Below are 24,840 nucleotides of genomic sequence, written 5' to 3'. Positions count from 1 at the left end.
TTTTAGAACGTATTGATAGCAATCCTATCCATTTAATCCGTTGAAGCCCCATAAAGTTTGACATCAAAGCTGCGAATTTTTGTGCTTCCGCCGGCTTTGTCAAAACCAACATCATATTGAACTAGGTTTTTATTGCTATAAGCATACTCATAGGTAACTGCATACAAACTTGGTTTTTCTGTCGATTTTTCAATATGTTTCGATACAATTTTTTGAGTCGTTATGGCTTGTTTAGGAATCGATTTTGCAAATTTGCGCATGTCTTTTTCATGAGTTTTAAATTTACGCTGTAACTCTGGCTCAAAATAAGTATATAGCTGCGGAAAATCGCCCTGAGTAAAGGCTTGATAAGCCTGCTGAGCTGCTTTCTCTTGAGCAGGACTCGGATTTGGGATCGAATCCAATGCCTGTTGTCCCAATTTATCACACGCTGTTAAAGCCAACGCACAACTCAAAACCAGTAATTTTGCTTTCATAAAATCTTATCCACCACTCGGTCATCGCCAACACGAAAAAGGACGCCGAAGCGCCCTTTTCTTTTTCATTCAGTTAGTCTTCGTTCGATGTGTTGGTATCTGTTGTATTTTCAAATGCATCTACATTTACTTCGTCAACCACAGTTTCTTCAGTTGTTTCAATAGAAGCATCTAAAATATCATCTTCGACTTCAACTGCTTCAACAGCAACGACACCGACCAAGATTTCTTCATTACCTAAACGAATCAGACGTACACCTTGTGCATTACGACCCGTTCTAGCAACTTCAGAGGCACGAGTACGAACTAAAGTACCGCCATCAGAAATCAACATCAACTCTTTAGATTCATCAATGGCAACCGCACCAACCAACTCACCGTTACGTTCAGATGTTTTGATTGCAATGACGCCTTTACCACCACGTTTCTTGGTTGGGAAGTCATCAACTGGCGTACGTTTCCCATAACCATTTGCAGAAGCACACAGTACTTCGCCAGTTTCAGGCACAACAACCAATGAAACAATACGGCTCGCCACACTTAAATCAGAAGATTCTTCATCATCTGAATCTGTGTCGGTTTCACCATCATCTTCGGCCTGAGCTGCAGCTAAAGTGACGCGCATACCACGTACCCCTTTTGCAGTACGTCCCATCACACGTGCATCAGTTTCAGAGAAGCGAATTGCTTTACCTTCATTTGAGAACAACATGATTTGCTGTTCGCCATCGGTGATTGCAACACCAATCAAGGTATCTTCTTCTTTCAGCTCAATTGCACGTAAACCGTTTGAACGAACATTACTAAATTGCTCTAATTCAACACGCTTGACTGTACCAGATGCTGTTGCCATAAATACAAAGAAATTCTTACGCATTTTCTCTGCAAGATCAGCAAATTCAACAACGGTTTCATTGTCTAAATCAGTTGTTGAAAGCTCAACACCCAACTCTTTCAATTGCTTACGTAATGCATCAGAGAGTTCATCAGCATCTTCAGCCAACTCATCGAATGAAGCTTTTAACGCTTCATAATGCGCGTCGATAATACTATTTTCACGTAATGTCGCGACATTGCTACGCACAAAGTTTTTGAACTCAGCTAAGCGTTCTTTAAATTTCTTCGGCGCATCAATCACAGGAAGAATTGCTGTGATTGTCTCATCGGCATCTAGTGGCAATAAGTTCACCATTGGGCGACCTTTTGAACCACGCGATGCTTGAGGCACTTCAAACACTCTCAGGCGATAGACTTTACCAACATTGGTAAAGCACAACACTGTGGCATGGTTAGAGGTCACAATCAGATGCTGGATGTAGTCATCTTCTTTCATCGAGGTCGCAGATTTACCACGTCCACCACGACGCTGCGCAGCATAGTCTGAAAGTGGTTGAGTTTTCGCATAACCTGTTTTTGAAACAGTCAGTACCACTTGCTCTTCAGGAATTAAATCTTCACGCGAGAAGTCAATACGAGACTCAACAATTGCGGTACGACGAGCATCGCCGTATTGTTGCAAAATTAAAGCTAATTCTTCTTTAATCACTGCCATCAATAAATTGAAGTCATTTAAAATCGCTGTGAGTTCAGTAATTTGACCTAAAATTTCAGTATATTCAGCTTGTAACTTGTCTTGTTCAAGACCCGTTAAACGGTGCAAACGAAGCTCAAGAATCGCACCAACTTGCGCAGGCGATAAACGATAAATCTGACCATCTAAACCAAACGGACGACTTGGATCTTCACCTTCAATTTCGTCGGGACGTACAGAAACAGAACCTGCTTTTTCAAGCAATGCAATCACATTCCCTGCTGCCCACTCACCTGCTTGTAAACGCTCACGCGCCTCAGCTGGGTTTGCAGAAGTTTTAATGGTTTCAATGATCGCATCAATATTTGCTAATGCTACCGTCAAACCTTCTAAAATATGGCCGCGCTCACGTGCTTTGCGCAACTCAAACATAGTACGACGCGTCACTACTTCTTGGCGGTGACGAATAAATGCCGCAACAATGTCTTTCAAGTTCATTAACTTTGGCTGGCCGTTGTCTAAGCACACCATGTTAATGCTGAAAGAGTTTTCCAACTGCGTGTTTTGGAATAAGTTATTTACCACAACTTCAGCGTTTTCACCACGCTTTAAGTCAATGGCAATACGCATCCCGTCTTTGTCAGATTCATCACGTAGCTCAGAAATGCCTTCCAGTTTTTTCTCTTTCACCAACTCAGCAATACGTTCAATGGTTTTCGCTTTGTTGACTTGATATGGAATTTCTGTGAAAACGATCGTGGTACGACCTGTTTTTTGGTCTTCTTCAAAGTGGTATTTACCACGAATATGCAAACGACCTTTACCCGTACGGTAAGCATCAACAATGCCCGCTTTACCGTAAATAATGCCACCTGTAGGAAAGTCTGGACCCGAAATATATTCCATCAATCCTTCAATTGAAATATTTGGGTTTTCAGCATAGGCCAAACAAGCGTTCACTACTTCAGTCATGTTGTGCGGCGCCATATTGGTCGCCATACCCACAGCAATACCTGTAGTACCGTTAATCAGTAAGTTCGGAATACGCGTTGGCATCACTTGCGGAATACGTTCAGAGCCGTCGTAGTTGTCTTCCCAATCCACCGTATCTTTTTCAAGATCGGCAAGGATTTCATGAGTCAACTTACGCATACGAACTTCGGTATAACGCATCGCAGCTGCGCTATCACCATCGACCGAACCAAAGTTCCCCTGACCATCAACCAATTGATAACGCAAGCTAAAGTCTTGAGCCATACGAACAATGGTTTCATAAACAGCAGAATCACCGTGTGGGTGATATTTACCGATCACATCACCAACCACGCGGGCAGACTTTTTATAAGCTTTGTTGTAGTCATTACCCAATTCGTGCATTGCATAAAGCACACGACGATGAACAGGTTTTAGACCATCTCGAACATCTGGCAAAGCACGAGAAACAATCACGCTCATTGCATAGTCAAGATACGAGTTCTTGAGTTCATCCTCAATCGCAATCGGTCTGATTTCCGATACGCTCATGCATACTCCTTATTCTACAAACGTAAAACCGCTTGCATTTATATGTCGTAAAACTTGCAAAATTATTAGTTCAAAATACTGAACTAAAAACTGAAATATAGCCGCAAATTATAGCATAAACACTCTGATTTTTGTGTCACGTCACAACACTTAATCTCGTTAATTTTCTTTAATTTAGGGGTTATTTTTTACACATGTATAGGATACACATTTACAGCCGATCACATTCCCTATTAACGTTGCGTAAAATGCAAAAAAGCCCTCATTTTTGAGAGCTTTAAGCCATGTCTTGCCTATCTTTGAACTTACTGATCAATCCCTTGCTTATCGCGCTGCATAATATGAAATGCCACCATAAACAAGCCCAGTATTAAAGGAAACTCATATAGCTCCTCCATCAGGTCTTTATAAGCAATCTGATGTAAGAAAATTCCACCATAAATGCGACTGTGTTCAATGCCGTCAGAAATAATCAAACCCAACACCGTGAGCAGCATTGCCCAAGCAGGTATCGTAATGTTCTTCATTTTTATCGCAATCTCATGGCGCAATGGTTTAACCAACAACATAAATACGACTGAACCAATCAAAACCACCGAGATGCCACGAAAATATACTTTTGGGACTTCAGGGAAATAGTCCCTACCCCAACTGGTGCTACGTCCAAACAAAAGCAACCACCACAGCACAGCCCAGATCCAAAAATACTTTTTACCATCAGAAAGACGCATTGGCTGCATGTAAAAATAGCTAAATACAGCAAATATCAATAAAAGTAATGCTTGAATATTTTCGACGCCACGTACAACAGCACCACCTAAAAGTGGAAACTGCAGATCAGCTAAAAATGGAAAAATTAGACACAGAACAGCAAGGATCAGAACAGACCAAGATACACGCGTATCAATCAGCAAGATTACAACTCCCAACTTAACAAAAAATGTTTTGTGTAAGTTAAGCTTAAAAATGGATGGCAAATAGTATCATAAATCTGAATATTCAGATGCACACTCATCTTAAGAAATGCTTAAATTTTCATTATTATTTGCAAAATACAAGGACTTAAAATAACAAAATAAATATCGAGTGATTTTGATTTTTTATAATATTGAGATTGATTTACGCACATAAAAAAACGCTCCTGCACATGACAGCTAAGCATTGCTTAAACTGCTTGCACAAAAGCGTTTTTTGAAACGTTGTCAGGAATTAGATTTTAGATACTAACTCTGGAACAACGGTATTCAAATCACCTACTAACCAGTAATCTGCTACTGCATTGATAGGTGCTTCTTCGTCTTTGTTGATCGCAACGATCACTTTAGAGTCTTTCATACCTGCCAAGTGCTGGATTGCACCAGAGATACCTACAGCGATATACAGATCAGGCGCAACAATTTTACCTGTTTGACCTACTTGCATGTCGTTTGGAACGAAACCAGCGTCAACCGCAGCACGTGATGCACCTTGAGCAGCGCCCAATTTGTCAGCCAATGGATCAAGAACAGTATGGTAGTTCTCACCTGAACCCACACCACGACCACCTGAAACCACAATACGCGCAGCAGTTAATTCTGGGCGTTCAGATTTCACGATCTCTTCAGCAACAAACTTAGAGATACCCGCATCTTTTGCTTCGCTTACAGCTTCAACCGCAGCAGAACCACCTTCAGCAGCAACTGGGTCAAATGCTGTACCACGTACAGTACCAACAATGATTGCTTCATCAGACTGAACTGTTGCAATCGCGTTACCTGCATAGATTGGACGCTTGAACGTATTTGCAGATTCAACAGCAATGATGTCTGTAATCATGCTCACGTCAAGAAGAGCAGCAACACGTGGAAGAATATTCTTACCCGTTGTAGTTGATGCAGCCAATACGTGTTTGAAACCACCTTTAGCAATATCTGCAACCAAAGCTGCAACGTTTTCAGCCAATTGGTTTGCATAAACTGCGTTGTCAGCAAGTAATACTTTGCTTACACCCGCAACTTTTGCAGCAGCATCAGCAACAGCTTGAGCGCCAGAACCAGCAACTAATACAGTGATATCACCACCGATTTTTTGAGCTGCAGCAACAACGTTTAAAGTTACACCATTTAGTGCTTTGTTGTCGTGCTCAGCGATAACTAAAATACTCATGATTTTATCCTTCTGTATTAGATCACTTTCGCTTCATTTTTTAGTTTTTCTACAAGTTCGTCTACAGACTTCACTTGTACGCCAGCTTTACGTTCAGCAGGCGCTTCAACTTTAACTGTTTTAAGTTTAGTTGTTGTAGAAACACCAAAATCAGCAGGAGACTTCGTATCCAGCGGTTTTTTACGCGCTTTCATGATGTTTGGAAGAGCAGCATAACGTGGCTCGTTCAAACGTAAGTCAGTGGTGATGATCGCTGGAAGTGCAAGTTCAACAGTTTGTAAACCACCGTCGATTTCACGAGTTACTTGTACTTTGTCGCCATCAACTTTAACTTCAGAAGCAAAAGTACCTTGACCTGCACCTAAAAGCGCACCAAGCATCTGGCCGACTTGGTTAGAGTCATCATCAATTGCTTGCTTACCAAGAAGAATCAACTGAGGTTGTTCAGCGTCAACAACGCCTTTCAACACTTTCGCAATTTCTAAAGCACCCAGTTGGCTGTCATCAGCTTCAACTAAAATACCGCGGTCAGCACCAAGCGCCATAGCAGAACGGATTTGCTCTTGCGCTTCTTTAGGACCAATAGAAACAACGATGATTTCTGAAACAGTTCCTTTTTCTTTTAAGCGAACCGCTTCTTCCACTGCGATTTCACAGAATGGGTTAATTGACATTTTAACGTTGGTTAAGTCAACACCACTGTTGTCCGGCTTAACGCGAACTTTAACGTTGGCATCAACCACACGTTTTACAGCAACAAGAGCCTTCATGTAATCCTCGGCTGTTTTAGCAAATGTAAATGTTGAGAAAAGTTAGTTTAACTCTTCACTTAAATTTTTTTAGGTGCCCTATCTTGCAATGTGTACGGCATTTCGGTCAAGTCACAATTCACCAAAGAGCTGTAAAAATGCGTAAATTTAGCTGAACGACGCGTTCATACTTTTTTGTACGCACTATATTTGCACAAAATCGCACTCAGATTAAGTTATGATTTTTATTATATTTTTATCTGATTTACATTATTCAAAGATTTGATTTCTTTTCTCTAATATTCACCATCAAATAGATTATTGACTGTCTGTTCACATCTTTATCAGGCTTCACAAATCTGTCATTTAAGATAGATCACACAGCCTTAGATTCAAATACTCATTATTCTAGATATACGATGACACAATATTGCTGCTTTATTAACCATTCTAAAAAACTTCCTCAAAAAAAAAGCATGCCATTTTGACATGCTTCTCTGAGTTTAATTGGCAATCAGCCATGTCGCGGCCAATGCCAGCAAACCACCTGAAGTACCATCAATCCATTTTTGTTTACGTTCATCTATTGGGGACTTCTGTGTCAGTTTTGCAAAAACCAGACTCAAACTACAGTAGACCACAAAAATCATCGCGATAAAAAGTAAAGATAAAATCAAACCTTGACTGACAGTGTTGGCAGATTTGTCGATAAATTGCGGCAAGATCGCAAAATAGATAAGCATACCTTTGGGATTTAATAGTGCAGTAAAAAAGCCTTTTTTGATCAAGTTATTTTCCGTTTTTCGGTCTAGTTGCAATTTTTTAGTACTAAAAACCGACTTTAATAAACCAAAGGCCAAATACAACAAATATGCAATGCCTAACCAGCGGATGGTTTCAAATAAAAGCGGGAAAGACACAATAATGGCAGCAATACCCAAAGCCACTAAAATTGAATGTAGTAAATAGCCTGTACATACGCCGACAGTCGCCATCATGCCTGCTTTTGCATCTTTGCCCATAACTTGAGACAGAATAAATAACATATCTGGCCCAGGTGTAAAAATCAGCGGCAGCACGGTCAGTGCAAAGAGTACATATACAGACATTTCCTTTCCCCTTTCATCCATTAGAAAGTGAAAATTAGTATGTGCGAAATAATACAAAATTGGCTTTCAATTTATTCTATAATAAAACGTATTTTTCAAATTATATTCTAAGATATGAAACAATCACCAAAGTCTGTGCGCATAAAACTTGACCGTATTGATAAAAATATCATTCGCCACTTACAAGACAATGGTCGTATTCAAAATAATGACTTAGCACGAGAAATCGGTCTATCACCGTCTTCATGCCTAAGACGCGTCAAACTATTAGAAGAAGCAGGTGTTATTCAAAATTATACCACAGTGGTCGATCCACAAAAAATTGGCCTTCAACTGATTCTGTTCTCACGTATTTGGCTGGTCGGTCAAGATGCCGAAACCATCGACACCTTTATTGAAGCCATGAAAGAGCTCCCTCAAGTCATGGAATGCTACATTATTTTAGGGGAATGCGATGCAATGCTGAAAGTTGTAGTACCTGATTTAGAAAGTTATCGCGAGTTCCAATCCACACATTTGACCAAAAAGAATGGCATTACCAGTGTCAAAACAGACTTGCCAAGTCAAATCATTAAACAAAGTTTCCAACTCCCACTTGATGAAATCTAATGTCAACGCATTTAAAGTTTGCGATAGAAACGGCGCGTTTACGTCTAAGGGCTTGGCGCGCAGATGACTTTCCTGCATTTGCACAGTTAAATGCCAATGCTCAAGTGATGCGTTATTTTCCTAGTTCACTCACACAAACAGAAAGCGATGCCCTTGCGCAAACGTTTCAGCAATTCATCAATCAAAATGGTTGGGGCTTCTGGGCAGTTGAACTAAAGCATAGTCAGGAATTCATTGGATTTACAGGTTTACATGCTCAACCTGAACGCTTTGATTTTTCACCCTGTGTCGAAATCGGTTGGCGATTGGACTCGAAGTTTTGGCATCAGGGCTATGCTACAGAAGCTGCACGGGCTTGCCTATATTTCGCTTTTTCGGTTTTAGACTTGGATGAGGTTGTTGCTTTTACCGCAGTTCAAAATAGGGCTTCTGAAGCGGTAATGAAACGTCTCGGCATGCAACATCGGGGCTATTTTAATCATCCTAAACTTGATCAAAATAGCCCACTGCTTCGATATACGCTCTATGCCATTAAGCCAACTGACTTTCTAAAAAATCACGATGAATATGACTTAAATCAATCAATTCATATTGTCCAAGATTAAAAATTTTCCAGACTTCAAGAAAGTCGTCTTTTAAATCAATGCTATTTGAGGGTTGTGCAGTCGCTTGCCACTGTAAATCGGAAATCCATAAATAGTATTGCCCAGTCTCTGCATTAAAAGCCTGAACTTTACCTGCTGCATTGACACCTTGAACAAATGCATTTTCAGGCAGTACAGGCTCAATATTGGCTAAACTAATTTCAACAAAGTGTTTGACCTGACGCAAACCATAGCCCGCAAAAATATCTTTTTGCGCGGAGCTGAGTTGATCATACTTTGCTTGTATATCTGAAATCATATACTGACCTATTTTCACATTTGTCATCTTCAATATAAGCTTAAATCTACCGTTTCATTAAACTGGAACATTAAGCCCATCCTCTTTTAAGTTTATACTCTATTTTTTGCCGATTTATTATTCTACAAAAGTTCATAATCACACTTTTTCTAACAAAAGTGAGCGATCATTGCTACTTATTGATCTAGTTGATTCAAGCAAGAATAATGCCAAATCTCACAGTCCATCCTAGCGCTTTCATAGATATCCCCTAATGTGTTTACGCCGTTTGTTCTGACCTTTGGCATATAACCTAAAACACAGTGCTATAGTGCATGCATTCTGTGACACTATTTTTAAAGTATGAATGAACTAATTTTTCACCTTTTGCTGTGCTCGTGGATGTGTCTGATCATACACTTGAGCCAGTCTGTCAAAATCGACATGGGTATAAATTTGGGTGGTACTTAAGTTACTGTGGCCTAACATTTCCTGCACTGCGCGCAAATCACCACTGTTTGACAGCATGTGACTAGCAAAACAATGACGGAGTAAATGCGGATGCAGATCGATATTTACGCCTGCACGCTGTGCCTGAAACTTGACCCGATTTTCAATCTGGCGCATCCCCAAAGGATTGCCCTTTTGAGTAATAAAAACTTGTGCATCGGGCACAAAATCACCATTCCACAGCGGATAAATGCTCAGCCATTTCATTACTGCATCTTTGGCTTTAGAACCAAAAGGCACAACCCGAGTTTTATTACCCTTACCTGTAATACGCAGTAACTGTCGGTTAAAGTCGATATCTTTAATTCTTAAGCCTTGCACTTCCGCTAAGCGTAATCCACTGGAATAAAGCAGCTCAAGCAAAGCTTTGTCTCGATACCACATTTGCTGTTCGACTTCTTTCTCAGGCAAGGCCTGATCCAAAATTTGATTGATGGTTTCAATATCCACTAGACCTGGTAAAGGACGAGGTTTACGTTTAAGTTGAAAGTCATCGGCAGGATTAAAAGCCAAATGTTGCCCCTGCTCAGCCCATTTCATAAACTGACGAATAGAGGACAACATCCGCTGTAAACTACTAGAGCTCAACTGTTGATATTCAACTTTTTGTGCAATAAATTCTCGCAAATCAGTAGCTTCAACATCGCCCAACTCAAGCTTTTTCTGTTCGCAAAATAGCAGAAATTCAGACACATCTCGTTCATAAGCCTGCAAAGTATGGGTAGACTGATTTTGTATTTCTCGTTGTTTTAACCACATCGCGAGCAGTTGCATGGGCTCAAAAGTCACAAGTCAGCCTCTATAGTTCTATTCTGTGGAAGATTGATTTTCTTTTGCATAGTAGCACTGTCTCAGCTCTTTCTATACCTATGTACATTTTTCATAAAAAAAGCACTGATGAATCAGTGCTTCTTGTGTGACGCTAAACTTAGTTTTGATAGTAACTCAGATCGATACGTCCTTCGTAGACATTTGAGGTTGGTCCCGTCATCCAAACCACATCACCTTCACGCCATTCAATATGCAACTTACCACCTGCGAGCTCAATCTCAACAGATGAATCGAGTAAACCACGGCGCATACCTGAAATCGCAGCCGCACAAGCTCCAGTTCCACAGGCCAAGGTTTCGCCTACACCCCGTTCAAACACACGTAAGCGCGCATGCTTTTCATCAATGATTTGCATAAACCCAGCATTCACACGCTGCGGAAAACGCTCATGCGATTCAACCTGAGGCCCTAGACGTGCAACATCAGCTGTGATTACGTCGGGAACAATTGTAACTGCATGAGGGTTACCCATATTCACCACATCAATGGTCAATTGCTCATTGTTCGTCAAAGCAATGTCATACAAAGCTTCTGGTGCATCCGCAATAAATGGAATTTCCTGTGGCAAGAACTTTGGATAACCCATATTCACACGTACCCAGCCATTTTGACCGAGTTCAGGTTCTACAATTCCAGCCTTGGTTTGCACTTTAATCTTGGTCTTTGTAGTGAGCTGGCGCTCATGTACAAACCGTGCAAAGCAACGCACGCCATTACCACATTGTTCAACTTCAGAACCATCGGCATTGAAAATTCGGTATTTGAAATCGACATTAGGTAAATCGGGTGGCTCAACAATCAATAACTGATCAAAACCGATGCCGAAATGACGATCCGCCAAGCGCTGAATCGTAACAGTATCAAGGAATGCTCTTTGGCTGATTAAATCAACCACCATAAAGTCATTGCCTAGACCATGCATTTTGGTAAATTCTAATAACATCTTGAATTATCCTTCAGGCAATAAACGTTCTTTGTCCCAAAGCGACTCAATGGTTTCACGCTCACGAATCAAATGTGCGTTTTCACCATCCACCATTACTTCAGCGGCACGACCGCGACTGTTGTAATTTGAACTCATGACAAAACCATAAGCGCCAGCACCCAATACCGCCAGTACGTCATTTTCTTTGAGTGCAAGCAGACGCTCTTTACCCAAGAAATCACCTGTTTCACAAATCGCACCAACCACATCCCACTCTTTTGCCTCGACATCTGAACGCGGGGTAACGAGCTGAATATCCATCCATGCTTCATACAGTGCAGGACGAATCAAGTCGTTCATGGCTGCATCAATAATCGCAAAGTTACGGTGAATAGTCGGTTTGAGTAAATCAACTTTGGTCAGGAGGACCCCTGCATTTGCCGAAATACTACGTCCTGGTTCCATATACACTTTCAAACCCAATTTTTCTAAAGCGGGCTTCATTGCATTGGCATATTCAAAAACGGTAGGCGGTACTTCATCTTTATAGGTCACGCCTAAACCACCACCAATATCGATGTGTTTCAACTGAATACCCATGGTTTTCAGCTGATCGATCATCACAATCACACGATCTAGCGCATCCACAAAAGGCTGTGTTTCGGTCAACTGGGAACCAATATGGCAGTCAATACCAATAATATCTAAATTCGGCAGCGTTGCAGCATATTGATAGGTTTCAAACACCGTATCTGAAGGAATACCAAATTTATTTTCTTTTAAGCCTGTTGAAATATAAGGATGCGTTTTCGCATCTACATCTGGATTGACTCGCAGTGAAATGGGTGCTTTTTTGCCGAGCTTCGCTGCAACTTTTTGAATACGATCTAGCTCGGCATGAGACTCGACATTGAAGCATGCAATACCCACTTCTAATGCTTTTTGAACATCGATCTCAGTTTTACCTAAACCCGAAAAGACAATTTTAGAAGCATCGCCACCCGCTTTTAGTACACGAGCCAGTTCTCCGCCGGTCACAATATCAAAACCTGCACCGAGCTTCGCAAGGACATTCAATACCGCAATGTTTGAGTTCGACTTGACCGCAAAACAAATTTGATGATCGATAAAGTCAAAAGCACGATCCATCTCTGTAAAGTGTTTTTCAAAAGTCGCTTTTGAATAAACATACAGTGGTGTACCAAATTGCTGCGCAAGCTGTTGCAGCGAGCATTGCTCAGCGTGCAAAACCCCATGATTGCGGGTAAAACTCATGAATGTATCCTTTCTATGAAGCGTTTAAGGTATTAAGGCTGATTGGTTTCAACTGAAGGTGCAGCAAACTCTTGCTTAACGGGCGCTGTATCTTCCTTTTGTACAGACGGCTTAGATGCTGCGTCTTTATAAAGCAAATATTTCGCTCGCTTGTCGTAGTTTGGATCATTTGGCATATGTAATGTACCAGACTGACCACAACCGACGAATGCAGTACTCATCACCAAGACACTGATGCAGCAAATGACAGAACGCATCTGATCACCTATTTGATATTTTGAAGAAGTATAACCTGATCAACATACATGACCAAACCACTAAGCGCTAAAGATTATAGTGAGTTAAAAAAAAACGCCAGTTAAAGACTGGCGTTTTTCTCAATCGCATCGATTATTTATGTTTCGGTTTGTAGAAACCAAAATAACCAATAATCAAAATGATGAACCAAATCGGACTCACCATTAAAGCTTTCATGGTATCGGCTTCTAGTGATAACACATAGATCACACCAATAAAGAAAACAATCACAAACCAACAGGTAAACAGACCACCCGGTAGCTTAAAGGTCGATTTTACATGTAACTCTGGACGTGTTTTGTAATACACAATGTAGCTCCAGATAATCATAATCCAGACGCAGATAAACAAAATCGTCGACAGTGTAGTTGCCAAAGTAAAGGCTTCAACAGTATTTGGTACAAAGTACTGTAGTGCAGCACCTAACAGTAAACAAATGGCTGAAAAGTACAATGCATTTGCAGGAACAGCACGCTTGTTTAAGTGGCTAAATGCTTTTGGCCCTTGATCTTCACGAGACAAACCAAACAACATACGCGACGTTGAAAACACACCACTGTTCATTGATGACATCACAGAAGACAATACCACCAAGTTCATGATGATTGCTGCTGCTGCAATACCCGCTTGACTAAACAAGTTCACAAAAGGCGAAACCGCTGGATCAATCACGTTCCATGGTGTCACTGACATCACAATCACTAAAGACAGTACATAGAAAACAATGATACGAATTGGAATCGAGTTCACCGCTTTAGGCAAATTTTTCTCTGGGTCTTTGGTTTCAGCAGCCGTGGTACCGACCAGCTCTACACCTACAAAGGCAAAGATCGCAATTTGGAAACCAGCAAGGAAGCCTGTCACGCCTGTTGGGAACATTCCTCCATGTGACCAAAGATGACTAAATGATGCAATTTCACCCGTCGTTGAAGTGAACCCTGTAAAGATCATCCATAGACCAACGGCAATCAACACCACAATGGCAATAATCTTAATCAGTGCAAACCAGAACTCCAGCTCACCAAACAGTTTCACCGTGACCAAGTTCAAGCCCATGATGAACACAATGGCCGCAACACTGATCATCACCCCTTCCCCAGGTGTGAACGGCATCCCTCCATTAAAGAACTGAAGGTAATAAATAATGGCTGATAAGTCCGCGATACCAATCGTGATCCAACATAGCCAATAGGTCCAGCCAACGAAATAGCCTGCCCACGGCCCAATCAAATCGGTAGAGAAATCGATAAACGATTTGTACTTCAAGTTAGACAGCAGTAATTCGCCAAGCGCGCGCATGACCAAAAACACCATAAAACCAATAATCATGTAAATGATTAAAATAGATGGCCCAGCGAGACTAATCGTCTTCCCCGACCCCATAAATAAACCTGTACCAATCGCACCGCCAATCGCAATGAGTTGTAAATGGCGGTTGGATAAACTCCGTTTTAAATCACCTTGTTCAGAGGTCGATTCTGTATTTTCTAAACTCATTCTTGATGTCGTCTTTTATTTCCAGTCGCCAAAATTACCCGAAAAGAACAAAAAAATAAAAATAAAATTGTATTAATCTATATTTTCAACATCTTTTGAAAAGTTAATTAATTTTTCTTATATTTAACACGACAAAGGACACGTAAAAGTTCCTGTTGAAAAAATCAGCAAAACACTTGTCAAAAATAAATTTCCGTGTAACAAATACAACAAGACTAAAAATCAATAAAAAATCGTGCAGGAAGCATGACTGTGGCATATCAATTGCTTAATAAAACTCAAAATTTTTCTAGAAATTTCAAGTTTTAAAACATAGAGGACTAAAAGAAAAATGAATACACAAAGTTTACAAACTTTTATGGAAACCATCAGTGGTTGGGTCTGGGGACCCTATATGTTGGTCCTCATTGTCGGAACAGGGATATTCCTCACATTACGCTTGTTCTTCTGGCAAATCCGCATGTTGCCTCTGGCCTTTAAACAAGTATTTGGCAAACATGACCAAGCACATTCTCATACTGGAGATATTTCCCACTTTGCATCCCTCATGACAGCACTCTCTGCCACCATTGGTACGGGTAATATCGCTGGTGTTGCAACCGCTTGTGTCCTTGGTGGCCCAGGTGCGGTGTTTTGGATGTGGATGACAGCCCTGTTCGGTATGGCAACCAAATATGGTGAAGGCGTACTGGCAGTTAAATACCGAATCAAAAATGAAAAAGGTGAAATGTCTGGCGGTCCAATGTACTACATTGAACGCGGCCTAAAATGGAAATGGTTAGCACTGATTTTTGCACTATTTGGCACCTTGGCGTCTTTTGGGATTGGTAGTTCAGTACAATCCAACACAGTTGCGCTCGCTGTTGAAAACAGTACGGGAGTTGCAACATGGATCACAGGTATCGTCATTACGGTATTTTCTGCTTTGGTTATTTTAGGCGGGATTAAATCTATTTCTAAAGCCGCTTCTTTCATCGTTCCGATTATGGCGATTGGCTATGTCCTCGGTGGCCTCATTATTATCTTCAACCATCTTGAACTCGTCATGCCTGCACTTGAACTGATCTTCCGTGATGCCTTTACGGGTGAAGCTGTAGCAGGTGGCGCAATTGGTGCTGTCATTCGTTACGGTGTCGCTCGTGGCGTCTTCTCAAATGAAGCAGGGATGGGTTCGGCGCCGATCGCCGCAGCTGCTGCAAAAACCGACCACCCTGCACGTCAAGGCTTAGTCTCAATGACAGGTACGTTTATCGATACCATTATCGTCTGTAGTATTACAGGGATCGTTTTGGTTATGGGCTTTATTATGGCGGGCAATAGTTTTGGTGGCGAAACAGGCGCGGTATTAACTACCCATACTTTTAACCAATTACTGCCGGGTGTTGGAGGCTGGATCGTGACTTTTGGTATTGTGTTCTTCGCTTATTCCACCATTTTAGGTTGGTGCTATTACGGCGAAAAATGCTGTACTTATTTACTCGGTGAAAAGTATGTGCTGTTGTACCGTCTCATTTACATCGCATCAGTCTTTATTGGTTGTGTAGCATCACTTGATTTAGTCTGGCTATTTGCTGACACCTTTAATGGTTTAATGGCGGTTCCAAACTTAATTGCCTTGTTATTGCTGTCGACGGTGATTGTGAAAGAGTCACGTGATTTTGTCGAAAAACGTAAATCAGGTGAGTTGTACTAAGGCTATTTTCAAAGCACATTTTTAAAATCTTCAATAGTTAAGCCACCTTCGGGTGGCTTTTTGATTCAGAGCATTCATTTCAAATGCAATCCTCTGTATGCTGTTGAACCATCGAATACTCCAAATAGTGCATCAAATAAAGCATGGCAAAAGCAAAAAGTGTTTACCGCTGTGAACAATGTGGCGCTGACCATTCAAAATGGGCGGGTCAATGTTCTGAATGTGGAGAATGGAATAGTCTAGTTGAAGTCAATATTGCACCTGCAGTCACACATCGTGCGCAGCCCAAAATGGGGGGCGGCTATGCAGGTCAAGCTGCTGCTATTAGCACCTTAAATCAAATTTCAGTTTCACATGAGACTCGACTGGCTACAGGAATTGGTGAGTTTGATCGTGTGCTTGGCGGTGGTCTCGTCACGGGTTCCGTGGTACTGATTGGCGGTGATCCGGGCATTGGGAAATCGACCATTTTATTGCAAACAGCAACGCATATGGCCGCGGCCAACAGTGCGGCATTGTATGTCACAGGTGAAGAATCACTTTCTCAAGTAGCTTTGCGTGCAAATCGTCTTGATCTACCCACAGATAAACTCAAAGTCATGGCTGAAACCTGTGTTGAGCGGATATGTGAAATGCTTGCCCACGAGCGTCCCGCCGTGGCAATTTTAGATTCCATTCAAACCCTATATACCGAAACACTCCAGTCAGCGCCGGGCGGCGTTTCTCAAATTCGCGAGTCCGCAGCTTTACTGACACGTTTTGCTAAAAATAGTGGTACAGCCTTGTTCATTGTCGGACACGTCACCAAAGAAGGTGCACTGGCTGGCCCGCGTGTGCTTGAACATATGGTGGACTGTGTTCTGTACTTTGAAGGTCAGTCCGACTCACGTTATCGGATGATTCGTGCCGTTAAAAATCGTTTTGGTGCAGTCAATGAACTCGGGGTTTTTGGCATGACCGATAAAGGATTAAGAGAAGTGGCGAATCCTTCAGCCATTTTCCTAAGTCGTTATGATGAAGCCATTGCAGGCTCAATCGTGATGATCAGCCGTGAAGGCACACGTCCTCTGTTGGTTGAGGTTCAAGCTTTGGTTGATGATGCACATGGTCAACCGCGCCGAGTCGCCTTAGGTTTAGAACAAAACCGTTTAAATATGCTCTTGGCGGTAATGCATCGCCATGGTGGCGTGCAAACATCTGGACAAGATGTCTATGTCAACGTTGTCGGTGGTTTAAAAATCACGGAAACAGGCTCTGACTTGGCTGTCTTATTGGCCTGTGCCTCTAGCCTGCGAGGTAAAGCGCTGCCACAACAACTGGCTGTTTTTGGTGAAGTAGGGCTCTCCGGGGAAATTCGCCCAGTCCCCAATGGACAGGAACGCTTAAAAGAAGCCATTAAACATGGTTTTAAGTACATTATTCTACCGCGAGGCAACGCACCGCAAAAAGACATTGCTGGGGTGAAGGTCATCGCTGTGGCGCGCTTACATGAGGCGCTCACTGAAGCCATGGGCTTAAGTGACGAACTCAACTAAGCTAAATTCCATTCGTTTGGATTTCTCATAAAATAAACACTTTTTTTATTGAAATTTAGGCTGAAAGACTGCATAAAGGTAGAGTTAAAATTTATTTTTTATAGAGTAGGAAAATTTGATGGAAGTTCGACAGCGTGGTTTGATTGCTGGTTTTTTAACAGCGGCTCTTTTAGTTGCACCCTTAGCCGCAGAAGCTAAACGTGCAGGTGGTGGTAAAAGCCACGGCATGAGCCGTCAAGCTGCACCAACTCAGTCTTATCAACAACCTCGTCAAGCAACTCCAGTTCAACAACCTAGCGCGCCTGCTACGGCTCCAGCTAAATCTGGTCCAGGCGTCGGCGGTATGGTTGCGGCTGGTGTAGCTGGTGCTGCAATTGGTGCTGTTGCTGCAAATGCATTGGCAGATGATAACTCTGCTTCTCAAGCGCAAGCACAGGAAGAAAAAGGTGGTATTCCGAGCTGGATTTGGATTCTTCTTGCCGCTGCTGTTGCCTTCTTCATTTTCCGTAAAATGGGCGCAAAAAAAAAAGTAGCAGCTAATCCATACGCGCCAAACAATGGTTCAACTCAAGCACCGTTTGGCCAACAAGCTGCACCACGTACATCAAATGACAATAGCAATATTTTTGGTCAGTCTGTAGGTGGTTCAGCTGCTACACCACAAAACAACGCACCTTTTGGCGCTGCCTATACCAATAGTGGTAGTCAGCTGCCAGACGGTACAGAACCTGCGGCTTTCTTACGTATTGCTCGTCAACGTTTCAATCATATTCAGTCGATGAACACTGCAAGTAACATTTCTGAAATTCAGCGTTACTTAACACCTGATCTTTACCAGTCTATGTATCAAGACATTATGGCGAATCAAGATCAAGATGTAGCTGAGTTTTCAAACCTTAATGCGATGGTTGCGGACTCTGCGACAGAAAATAGCCAATACGTGGTTAGCGTACGTTTTACTGGTACAGTAAGTGAAGATCTCAACAGCTTACCGCAACCTTTTGCTGAAGTTTGGCACTTTGTAAAACCAGCTGGTTCTACCCAAGACTGGCTCGTTGCGGGTATCCAACAAGAAGCATAATTTCTAGATATATAAAAACAGCGACTTCGGTTGCTGTTTTTTTGTGCCTTAATAAATCCTCCGATCGATTCAACCGAGTCATCAGCGCCTCGCTTAAACAAAAACACCATTCAAAACGATAACAGCAATGGTTTTTTAAAAGTTACGCTCAACATTTCCTAGAAGTAAAACTATCATCGATGTTAAATAAGAAGCGTAATGAGAGGCTGTACAATGCACCCTCAGCCACACACTTTCATTTTACTTAGACTTATATTTCCACTCCACATAAGTTAATCGCGTTATGAATGCTTGATGCCATTGGGCAATATGTAAAAATAAGTGAGCTTTGATTTTCGACTCAAACTAAGATCATCATTTACCAATCTTAGGCATTTAAAATGCACAAGGTTTTCTACTGATCATGCTCTGCATTTAATATTTACACTGTAAATCATCTACACATAAAAAATGCCTCTATAAAAGAGGCATTTTTATTTACGTTTTTTAGTCTTATTCAGGTAATGGGATAAATTGAGAGTCCTGATTTTGCTCTTTTCTTTCCCCAACAACCACAGCAACATCTAAAGGTTTGCCATCGCGCTCAAGTGAAATCTGAATGGTGCTATTCGGCGGTTGTAGAGCCACAAAATTAATCAAATGTGAGGTTGAAGTAATCACTTCATCATTCACTTTCACAATCTTGTCGCCTTTCTTTAAACCAGCTTTTGCAGCAGGTCCCGTTTTTAATACGTCCGCGACAACCACACCTGGCCCTTTAGGCTCTAGAATATTGACTTGTTCAACAGGCAATAAACTGATACCTAGCCAACCACGTACCACACGGCCGTCTTTAAGAATAGAGTTCAGTACTTGCTGGCAAATTCTTGCAGGAATGGCAAAACCAATACCTAAAGACCCACCTGACTGAGAGAAAATTGCTGTATTCACTCCAATCAAATTCCCCGCGACATCAATCAAAGCACCGCCAGAATTGCCGGGATTAATCGCAGCATCGGTTTGAATGAAGTCTTCATAAGTGTTAATACCCAGGTCAGAGCGTCCTGTAGCAGAGATAATACCCTGCGTAACGGTTTGACCTACGCCAAATGGGTTGCCAATAGCCAAGACCACATCACCCACTTCGTTGCCACTTAGCTTAAAGGGTAAAACAGGCAGATTTGCCAGCTCAATTTTAATCACAGCCAAATCGGTATCGGGGTCGGTACCAATCACTTTTGCCACTGCACGACGACCATCTTGCAATGCCACAACAATTTGATCAGCTTGAGCAATTACATGGTTGTTTGTCAAAATATAACCATCTGGGCGAACAATAACACCTGAACCCAAACTGTTTTCATTTTTATTTTGGCTAAACTGATCTGGAATTTGATTGCCAAAAAATTCACGGAACGCAGGATCATTGAGTAACGGATGGTCAAGCTGTTTGACTTTTTGCGTGGTAAAAATATTTACTACTGCTGGTGCAGCCACTTTCACTGCAGCGCTATAAGAAACTACACCACCGGTACGCGTGGTGTTAATTAAAGGCTCCACCTTTTCAGCAGGCATTTTAATCCCATCGGACGCCACAGGCGCTTTTGGCTTTTGATACTGCTGCCAAGCAAAAAATCCAGCAATGACTAAAATGAGTAATACCCAAGGTAACCAGGAAAAGGTCCTGCGCACGATTTCACCCTCTAAAATGTTTTAATTCATTGATGACTAAGTAATTTATGCCTATTGTAAAGCGAAATTCAAGCCGAAGCACAAAAATAAGCAAGAGTTTTGTCATGCTTTAGTTACAATAAACAATAGGTTCCGATGTAATCAATTTAAAAGAGTTTTTAAGTCGATATGGCAAAATTACAAGACATTATTCAGTGGTGTGATCAAACCCTCAAATCACCTGAGTTTAAGGACTATGCACCGAATGGCCTTCAAATTGAAGGTAAGACCGAAGTACGTAAAATTTTAGCTGCGGTGACAGCATCGCAAGATGCCATAGATGCCGCGATCCAAGAAAATGCAGATCTTTTACTGGTGCATCATGGTTATTTTTGGAAAGGTGAAGCCTCTCCCATCACAGGTATGCGCGGTAAACGGATCAAGAGTCTGATTCAACATGACATTTCTTTGTTGGCATATCACCTCCCCCTCGACAGCCATCCGAGTCTTGGAAATAATGCAGCGATTGCAGATTTGCTCGAACTAGAACGTATTGAAGCGCTTGACCCATCTGAGCGTCATCCTATTGGCAATATTGGTTATTTAAACCAGCCTATGCCTGTAGAAGAGTTTAAAAAGTTTGTGTCTGAGAAATTAAAGTTTGATGTCACCCATCTTCCTGCGGACAAGACCATGATTGAAAAAGTCGGTTTTTGTACCGGTGGTGCACAAGATTTTATTGTAAAAGCAGCTGAACAAGACTGTGATGCCTATATTTCAGGCGAAGTCAGTGAACGTACCTTCTATGAAGCCAAAGAATTAGGCGTACATTATTTTGCTTGCGGACATCATGCGACTGAACGCTATGGTGTGCAGCGATTAGGTCAAGCCATTTCAGAACAATTTGATATTGAATACGTTTATTTCGAGCTAAATAACCCGATTTAAGCAATCACTGGGATGAGACTTCTTTCATCCCAGTCCTTTCAATGCGCTTACATCGCATGGCATCCGATATCACTTCCATTTCAGCAAATTATTAATTTCTAAAATATTATTCCTAGCCTTTCATCTTTTTAAATCAAAACATAGCATCATTTCAAAAAAACGCTTTGCATCTCATTCTTGTTATACATACTGAACTTCCAACCCAATATGAACAATAAAACTTGCTACCTTCCACCCTAAAAATGCAAATAATAAACATATTGATTCTCATTAACTTTTAGGTGGATAATAAAACTGCTTTAAAAACTCCCAATAAAACAAACTTTGATGATTAAAGGAATCAAACACATGGCTTATTCTTTACCCGCTCTTCCATATGCCTATGATGCACTCGAACCCAATATTGATGCGAAAACGATGGAAATTCATCACAGTAAACACCATCAAACCTACATCAATAACATTAATGGCGCGATTGCAGGCACAGAATGGGAGAAACTGTCTGTGGAAGATTTGGTTGCCAAAGTCAATGAAGTCCCTACTGATCTTAAAAATATGGTGATCAATAATGCAGGTGGTCATGCCAACCACTCACTGTTTTGGACAGTTATGAGTCCACAAGGTGGTGGGCAACCGACTGGGGCTGTGGCAAAGGCTATTGATGAGCAACTCGGTGGTTTTGATGCTTTTAAAGATGCATTTACCAAAGCAGCGATTAGCCGTTTTGGCAGTGGTTGGGCATGGCTGAGCGTAACACCTGAACACCAGCTGATTGTTGAAAGCAGTGCAAATCAGGATTCACCACTGATGCACGGTCATACCCCTATTCTCGGTTTAGATGTATGGGAACATGCGTATTATCTAAAATACCAAAACCGCCGTCCTGAATATATCAATGCCTTTTATAATGTGGTCGATTGGGATGAAGTAAATCGCCGTTACCATGCTGCGTTGCAGACTAAAAATTAATCACCACCTCAATCCATCTAGAGCTTAGAGTCTTTTAAAATGAATATATTCTGCACGAAAGACTCTAACGATATCTTGTGTATCGTATATGTCTCCATGCGAAGTTTTTTGCATATTTTGTGTATTAAAAGACTGCCCTATTGTCCATAGAATCATTTACAATAAATGCACTTAAAGTAAAACCCAGCAAATCTGCAAGGAATGAAACATGACAACCATTACTTTACCTGCACTTCCATATGGCTACGAAGATCTTGCTCCGCACATCAGCAAAGAAACTTTAGAATTCCACCACGACAAACACCACAATACTTATGTTGTTAACCTAAACAACCTAATCAAGGGTACTGACCTTGAAGGTAAAACTTTAGAAGAAATCATCACAGCTTCTGCTGGTGATGCATCTAAAGCAGGTATCTTCAATAACGCAGCACAAGTTTGGAACCACACATTCTACTGGAACTGTATGGCTAAAAACGGTGGTGGTAAAGCAACAGGTGCTTTAGCTGCTAAAATTGATGAAGCGTTCGGTTCTTACGAAAAATTCGCTGAAGAATTTGCTGCTGCGGCAACAACTCAATTCGGTTCAGGTTGGGCTTGGTTAGTTGCTGACGAAGTAAATGGCAACCTTTCTATCCTTAAAACTTCAAATGCAGACACTCCACTTGCACACGGTAAAGTTGCAGTGTTAACCATAGACGTTTGGGAACATGCTTACTACATCGACTTCCGTAATGCGCGTCCTGTTTACATCAAAACTTTCCTTGAAAGTCTTGTAAACTGGGATTATGCAAACGCGAAATATGCAGGCCAAGCTGCTGGCGTTGAAAAATAAGATTCGTCTTGTTTAAAAAACCGCTCTTTTTGAGCGGTTTTTTTGTTTTTGCTGCCTAAACGCATATTTATAAAGCAAACAATTCATTTCTCAATATTTTTTGCTTGACCCATTTTCCTTTCCTCCCTAAAATGCGCATCAGATTCTCCAATAGCTCAGTCGGTAGAGCGACGGACTGTTAATCCGCAGGTCCCTGGTTCGAGCCCAGGTTGGAGAGCCACTATTCTTCCATAGCTCAGTCGGTAGAGCGACGGACTGTTAATCCGCAGGTCCCTGGTTCGAGCCCAGGTGGAAGAGCCAAGATTCTAAAAAGCCCAAGCATCGTGACTTGGGCTTTTTTATCACTCATTGTTTTGATCCACACCCTATACCCTTCTGGTATACAGCTATGACATATCAAATTGTTTATAAAAAAAACATTTAATCTAAAATTCGACTTTTTTTAGAATTGTAACTTGACCGATGTGTAATTTTCTCTATACTGCATTTCAGATTCTCCAATAGCTCAGTCGGTAGAGCGACGGACTGTTAATCCGCAGGTCCCTGGTTCGAGCCCAGGTTGGAGAGCCAAATTTTAAAAAGCCCAAGCATTATGACTTGGGCTTTTTTCTGTCTATAAAAATGACATTCACCCATACGTAAAACCAATCTCTCAAAATCACTCCAAAGCAGCTTTCCATACAGGCTCTTCTCAGCTTGAATCTCCCAAATATCTCCATGGAAAACCAAAAAGATTGAATCAAATCGTATCAATAAAAGCTAAACCGTTTATTTTTAAATCATTTAAAGCAGATTATATAAAAATATCAGGCCAAGGACTTGACCCTTTGAGCTTTGCCACATAGAATGCGTGCAGATTCTCCAATAGCTCAGTCGGTAGAGCGACGGACTGTTAATCCGCAGGTCCCTGGTTCGAGCCCAGGTTGGAGAGCCAAAATTCTAAAAACCCACTCCATGCGAGTGGGTTTTTTCTTTGTGCTAGAAAATATTGTGTTCGATCTGAGTCAAATCATCTTTTTTATCATCGGCTGCTTTGCCACTATTACACTAGTGATGACGGTCTACCCTGACCTGTTTCGCCGTAAGCAAAAGTTTTATGCCAAACACGTCATTACGCCGTTTGAACGTAAAATGTTTATTCGCTTAAAAGAAGCCTTCCCACGCCATCATGTTCTAGCTCAAGTTTCATTTAGCTCACTGATTACCAGTGACCACTATAAAATACGGGCCAAATTTAACCGCAAAGTCACCGATTTCGTTTTATTAGATGAACAATTAGCGGTTGTGGTGATTATTGAACTCGATGATCATTCCCACATCGGCAAAAAACAAGAAGATGCAGAACGTGATGCCATGCTCAATGAAGCAGGTTACATTGTTCTGCGTTTTACAGAAATTCCAAGTATTCGCCAACTGCACAAACACATTGGTATCACGCCTGCAATGCGTGCTTAAATTACTTTGAGACCGCGCTGCTCGCTTCCTGCTGTGTGAATTGCTTTTCGGTAGCCAACTTTTCTTGAATACGCTGTTGTTGCTCTTCCTTAATACGCTGATACTCCGCTTGGTTTTTTGCATCGCTTTTTACCGCTAAAAAAGCAATCCCTAAAATAAGCAATGGAATCACAATACCAAGACTCGCCAAAAACATCACTTTTGGCGTTAGTTTTTGAGTTGATTTCGTCATAGCCAGCCTATTTCCAATATCTAGATTTTGATGGGCCAATACTATAACAAAAAAAGAGCCTCAATCATGAGGCTCTATCTTC

23 protein-coding genes and 4 tRNA genes are annotated in these 24,840 nt (G+C 41.5%); 13 read left to right on the top strand and 14 right to left on the bottom strand.

Going from position 1 to position 24,840, the window contains the following annotated elements; translation table 11 throughout:
• Positions 1–32: 32 nt before the first annotated feature.
• The 6 genes from AC5EUN_RS04155 to AC5EUN_RS04130 form a co-directional block, all read right to left on the bottom strand.
• Positions 33–476, bottom strand: a complete 444-nt coding sequence (locus AC5EUN_RS04155) for a hypothetical protein (protein WP_004982555.1) — start codon at positions 474–476, stop codon at positions 33–35.
• A 73-nt stretch (positions 477–549) separates the two neighbouring features.
• Positions 550–3,531 carry a DNA gyrase subunit A gene (gene gyrA, locus AC5EUN_RS04150; protein WP_094148339.1) on the bottom strand — a complete coding sequence of 994 codons (2,982 nt, stop codon included), beginning with the start codon at positions 3,529–3,531 and terminating at the stop codon, positions 550–552.
• Positions 3,532–3,836: 305 nt separating this feature from the next.
• Positions 3,837–4,445: a hypothetical protein gene (locus tag AC5EUN_RS04145; RefSeq protein ID WP_010327222.1), complete on the bottom strand. Its 609-nt coding sequence runs from the start codon at positions 4,443–4,445 to the stop codon at positions 3,837–3,839.
• Between the two features lie 295 nt (positions 4,446–4,740).
• On the bottom strand, positions 4,741–5,676 hold the full coding sequence (locus AC5EUN_RS04140; protein WP_010327223.1) for an FAD-binding protein: 936 nt from the start codon (positions 5,674–5,676) through the stop codon (positions 4,741–4,743).
• 17 nt (positions 5,677–5,693) lie between these two features.
• A complete protein-coding gene (locus tag AC5EUN_RS04135; RefSeq protein ID WP_005400499.1) occupies positions 5,694–6,446 on the bottom strand; it encodes an electron transfer flavoprotein subunit beta/FixA family protein in 753 nt (250 codons plus the stop codon).
• Positions 6,447–6,928: 482 nt separating this feature from the next.
• Positions 6,929–7,534, bottom strand: a complete 606-nt coding sequence (locus AC5EUN_RS04130; RefSeq protein ID WP_010327224.1) for a LysE family translocator — start codon at positions 7,532–7,534, stop codon at positions 6,929–6,931.
• A gap of 114 nt (positions 7,535–7,648) precedes the next feature.
• Here AC5EUN_RS04130 and AC5EUN_RS04125 point away from each other — a divergent pair, with 114 nt between their 5' ends.
• Positions 7,649–8,143, top strand: coding sequence for an Lrp/AsnC family transcriptional regulator (locus AC5EUN_RS04125; RefSeq protein WP_004695793.1), 495 nt, complete (start codon positions 7,649–7,651; stop codon positions 8,141–8,143).
• Positions 8,143–8,748 (top strand): GNAT family N-acetyltransferase, encoded by a 606-nt coding sequence (locus AC5EUN_RS04120; RefSeq protein WP_010327225.1) that lies wholly within the window; start codon positions 8,143–8,145, stop codon positions 8,746–8,748. The genes AC5EUN_RS04125 and AC5EUN_RS04120 overlap by 1 nt, the downstream gene beginning before the upstream one ends.
• On the opposite strand, the gene AC5EUN_RS04115 is transcribed toward AC5EUN_RS04120, so the two are convergent.
• From AC5EUN_RS04115 to AC5EUN_RS04090, 6 genes are all read right to left on the bottom strand, one after another.
• Positions 8,675–9,073 carry a hypothetical protein gene (locus tag AC5EUN_RS04115; protein ID WP_010327226.1) on the bottom strand — a complete coding sequence of 133 codons (399 nt, stop codon included), beginning with the start codon at positions 9,071–9,073 and terminating at the stop codon, positions 8,675–8,677. The two genes, AC5EUN_RS04120 and AC5EUN_RS04115, sit on opposite strands and share 74 nt — an antisense overlap.
• A 324-nt stretch (positions 9,074–9,397) precedes the next feature.
• A complete protein-coding gene (locus AC5EUN_RS04110) occupies positions 9,398–10,309 on the bottom strand; it encodes a tyrosine recombinase XerC (RefSeq protein WP_035330499.1) in 912 nt (303 codons plus the stop codon).
• A 154-nt stretch (positions 10,310–10,463) separates the two neighbouring features.
• Positions 10,464–11,309, bottom strand: coding sequence for a diaminopimelate epimerase (gene dapF, locus AC5EUN_RS04105; protein ID WP_010327228.1), 846 nt, complete (start codon positions 11,307–11,309; stop codon positions 10,464–10,466).
• 6 nt (positions 11,310–11,315) lie between these two features.
• Positions 11,316–12,566 (bottom strand): diaminopimelate decarboxylase, encoded by a 1,251-nt coding sequence (gene lysA, locus AC5EUN_RS04100; RefSeq protein WP_010327229.1) that lies wholly within the window; start codon positions 12,564–12,566, stop codon positions 11,316–11,318.
• Between the two features lie 32 nt (positions 12,567–12,598).
• Positions 12,599–12,823: a hypothetical protein gene (locus tag AC5EUN_RS04095; protein ID WP_010327230.1), complete on the bottom strand. Its 225-nt coding sequence runs from the start codon at positions 12,821–12,823 to the stop codon at positions 12,599–12,601.
• A 133-nt stretch (positions 12,824–12,956) separates the two neighbouring features.
• A complete protein-coding gene (locus AC5EUN_RS04090; RefSeq protein ID WP_010327231.1) occupies positions 12,957–14,360 on the bottom strand; it encodes an amino acid permease in 1,404 nt (467 codons plus the stop codon).
• A gap of 331 nt (positions 14,361–14,691) precedes the next feature.
• Between AC5EUN_RS04090 and AC5EUN_RS04085 the strand changes: the two genes are divergently transcribed.
• From AC5EUN_RS04085 to AC5EUN_RS04075, 3 genes are all read left to right on the top strand, one after another.
• Positions 14,692–16,053, top strand: a complete 1,362-nt coding sequence (locus AC5EUN_RS04085; protein WP_005400491.1) for an alanine/glycine:cation symporter family protein — start codon at positions 14,692–14,694, stop codon at positions 16,051–16,053.
• A gap of 143 nt (positions 16,054–16,196) precedes the next feature.
• Positions 16,197–17,588 carry a DNA repair protein RadA gene (gene radA / locus AC5EUN_RS04080; RefSeq protein ID WP_004982587.1) on the top strand — a complete coding sequence of 464 codons (1,392 nt, stop codon included), beginning with the start codon at positions 16,197–16,199 and terminating at the stop codon, positions 17,586–17,588.
• Positions 17,589–17,706: 118 nt separating this feature from the next.
• Positions 17,707–18,669 carry a Tim44 domain-containing protein gene (locus tag AC5EUN_RS04075; RefSeq protein WP_010327232.1) on the top strand — a complete coding sequence of 321 codons (963 nt, stop codon included), beginning with the start codon at positions 17,707–17,709 and terminating at the stop codon, positions 18,667–18,669.
• Positions 18,670–19,161: 492 nt separating this feature from the next.
• Here the strand turns inward: AC5EUN_RS04075 and AC5EUN_RS04070 are convergent, their stop codons facing one another.
• Positions 19,162–20,340 carry a S1C family serine protease gene (locus AC5EUN_RS04070; protein ID WP_010327233.1) on the bottom strand — a complete coding sequence of 393 codons (1,179 nt, stop codon included), beginning with the start codon at positions 20,338–20,340 and terminating at the stop codon, positions 19,162–19,164.
• Positions 20,341–20,508: 168 nt separating this feature from the next.
• Here AC5EUN_RS04070 and AC5EUN_RS04065 point away from each other — a divergent pair, with 168 nt between their 5' ends.
• From AC5EUN_RS04065 to AC5EUN_RS04030, 8 genes are all read left to right on the top strand, one after another.
• A complete protein-coding gene (locus AC5EUN_RS04065) occupies positions 20,509–21,267 on the top strand; it encodes a Nif3-like dinuclear metal center hexameric protein (protein WP_010327234.1) in 759 nt (252 codons plus the stop codon).
• 348 nt (positions 21,268–21,615) lie between these two features.
• Positions 21,616–22,236, top strand: a complete 621-nt coding sequence (locus tag AC5EUN_RS04060) for a superoxide dismutase (protein ID WP_010327235.1) — start codon at positions 21,616–21,618, stop codon at positions 22,234–22,236.
• Positions 22,237–22,444: 208 nt separating this feature from the next.
• Entirely contained in the window at positions 22,445–23,071 is a 627-nt protein-coding gene (gene sodB, locus AC5EUN_RS04055) for a superoxide dismutase SodB (RefSeq protein ID WP_010327236.1), read from the top strand.
• Between the two features lie 144 nt (positions 23,072–23,215).
• Positions 23,216–23,291 (top strand) — tRNA-Asn (locus AC5EUN_RS04050).
• A 4-nt stretch (positions 23,292–23,295) separates the two neighbouring features.
• Positions 23,296–23,371 (top strand) — tRNA-Asn (locus tag AC5EUN_RS04045).
• 194 nt (positions 23,372–23,565) lie between these two features.
• A tRNA-Asn gene (locus AC5EUN_RS04040) sits at positions 23,566–23,641 on the top strand.
• Between the two features lie 288 nt (positions 23,642–23,929).
• Positions 23,930–24,005: transfer RNA gene (locus AC5EUN_RS04035), tRNA-Asn, on the top strand.
• Between the two features lie 41 nt (positions 24,006–24,046).
• On the top strand, positions 24,047–24,526 hold the full coding sequence (locus AC5EUN_RS04030) for a DUF2726 domain-containing protein (protein ID WP_159151465.1): 480 nt from the start codon (positions 24,047–24,049) through the stop codon (positions 24,524–24,526).
• 1 nt (position 24,527) lies between these two features.
• Here the strand turns inward: AC5EUN_RS04030 and AC5EUN_RS04025 are convergent, their stop codons facing one another.
• On the bottom strand, positions 24,528–24,758 hold the full coding sequence (locus AC5EUN_RS04025) for a hypothetical protein (protein ID WP_004695712.1): 231 nt from the start codon (positions 24,756–24,758) through the stop codon (positions 24,528–24,530).
• Positions 24,759–24,840: the final 82 nt, after the last annotated feature.

The sequence above is a fragment of the Acinetobacter sp. CAU_H_S170_2 genome (assembly GCF_058890445.1).
This window is presented reverse-complemented; position numbering and strand designations above follow the sequence as displayed.

Excerpts from the sequence above, each read along its gene's own strand:
- AC5EUN_RS04065 (WP_010327234.1), top strand. The coding sequence starts at position 20,509 with ATGGCAAAATTACAAGACATTATTCAGTGGTGTGATCAAACCCTCAAA.
- AC5EUN_RS04115 (WP_010327226.1), bottom strand. The coding sequence starts at position 9,073 with ATGACAAATGTGAAAATAGGTCAGTATATGATTTCAGATATACAAGCA.
- AC5EUN_RS04085 (WP_005400491.1), top strand. The coding sequence starts at position 14,692 with ATGAATACACAAAGTTTACAAACTTTTATGGAAACCATCAGTGGTTGG.
- AC5EUN_RS04090 (WP_010327231.1), bottom strand. The coding sequence starts at position 14,360 with ATGAGTTTAGAAAATACAGAATCGACCTCTGAACAAGGTGATTTAAAA.
- AC5EUN_RS04135 (WP_005400499.1), bottom strand. The coding sequence starts at position 6,446 with ATGAAGGCTCTTGTTGCTGTAAAACGTGTGGTTGATGCCAACGTTAAA.
- AC5EUN_RS04125 (WP_004695793.1), top strand. The coding sequence starts at position 7,649 with ATGAAACAATCACCAAAGTCTGTGCGCATAAAACTTGACCGTATTGAT.
- AC5EUN_RS04060 (WP_010327235.1), top strand. The coding sequence starts at position 21,616 with ATGGCTTATTCTTTACCCGCTCTTCCATATGCCTATGATGCACTCGAA.
- AC5EUN_RS04075 (WP_010327232.1), top strand. The coding sequence starts at position 17,707 with ATGGAAGTTCGACAGCGTGGTTTGATTGCTGGTTTTTTAACAGCGGCT.
- lysA (WP_010327229.1), bottom strand. The coding sequence starts at position 12,566 with ATGAGTTTTACCCGCAATCATGGGGTTTTGCACGCTGAGCAATGCTCG.
- AC5EUN_RS04130 (WP_010327224.1), bottom strand. The coding sequence starts at position 7,534 with ATGTCTGTATATGTACTCTTTGCACTGACCGTGCTGCCGCTGATTTTT.
- sodB (WP_010327236.1), top strand. The coding sequence starts at position 22,445 with ATGACAACCATTACTTTACCTGCACTTCCATATGGCTACGAAGATCTT.
- AC5EUN_RS04155 (WP_004982555.1), bottom strand. The coding sequence starts at position 476 with ATGAAAGCAAAATTACTGGTTTTGAGTTGTGCGTTGGCTTTAACAGCG.
- dapF (WP_010327228.1), bottom strand. The coding sequence starts at position 11,309 with ATGTTATTAGAATTTACCAAAATGCATGGTCTAGGCAATGACTTTATG.
- AC5EUN_RS04025 (WP_004695712.1), bottom strand. The coding sequence starts at position 24,758 with ATGACGAAATCAACTCAAAAACTAACGCCAAAAGTGATGTTTTTGGCG.
- radA (WP_004982587.1), top strand. The coding sequence starts at position 16,197 with ATGGCAAAAGCAAAAAGTGTTTACCGCTGTGAACAATGTGGCGCTGAC.
- AC5EUN_RS04095 (WP_010327230.1), bottom strand. The coding sequence starts at position 12,823 with ATGCGTTCTGTCATTTGCTGCATCAGTGTCTTGGTGATGAGTACTGCA.
- AC5EUN_RS04140 (WP_010327223.1), bottom strand. The coding sequence starts at position 5,676 with ATGAGTATTTTAGTTATCGCTGAGCACGACAACAAAGCACTAAATGGT.
- gyrA (WP_094148339.1), bottom strand. The coding sequence starts at position 3,531 with ATGAGCGTATCGGAAATCAGACCGATTGCGATTGAGGATGAACTCAAG.
- AC5EUN_RS04120 (WP_010327225.1), top strand. The coding sequence starts at position 8,143 with ATGTCAACGCATTTAAAGTTTGCGATAGAAACGGCGCGTTTACGTCTA.
- AC5EUN_RS04110 (WP_035330499.1), bottom strand. The coding sequence starts at position 10,309 with ATGCAACTGCTCGCGATGTGGTTAAAACAACGAGAAATACAAAATCAG.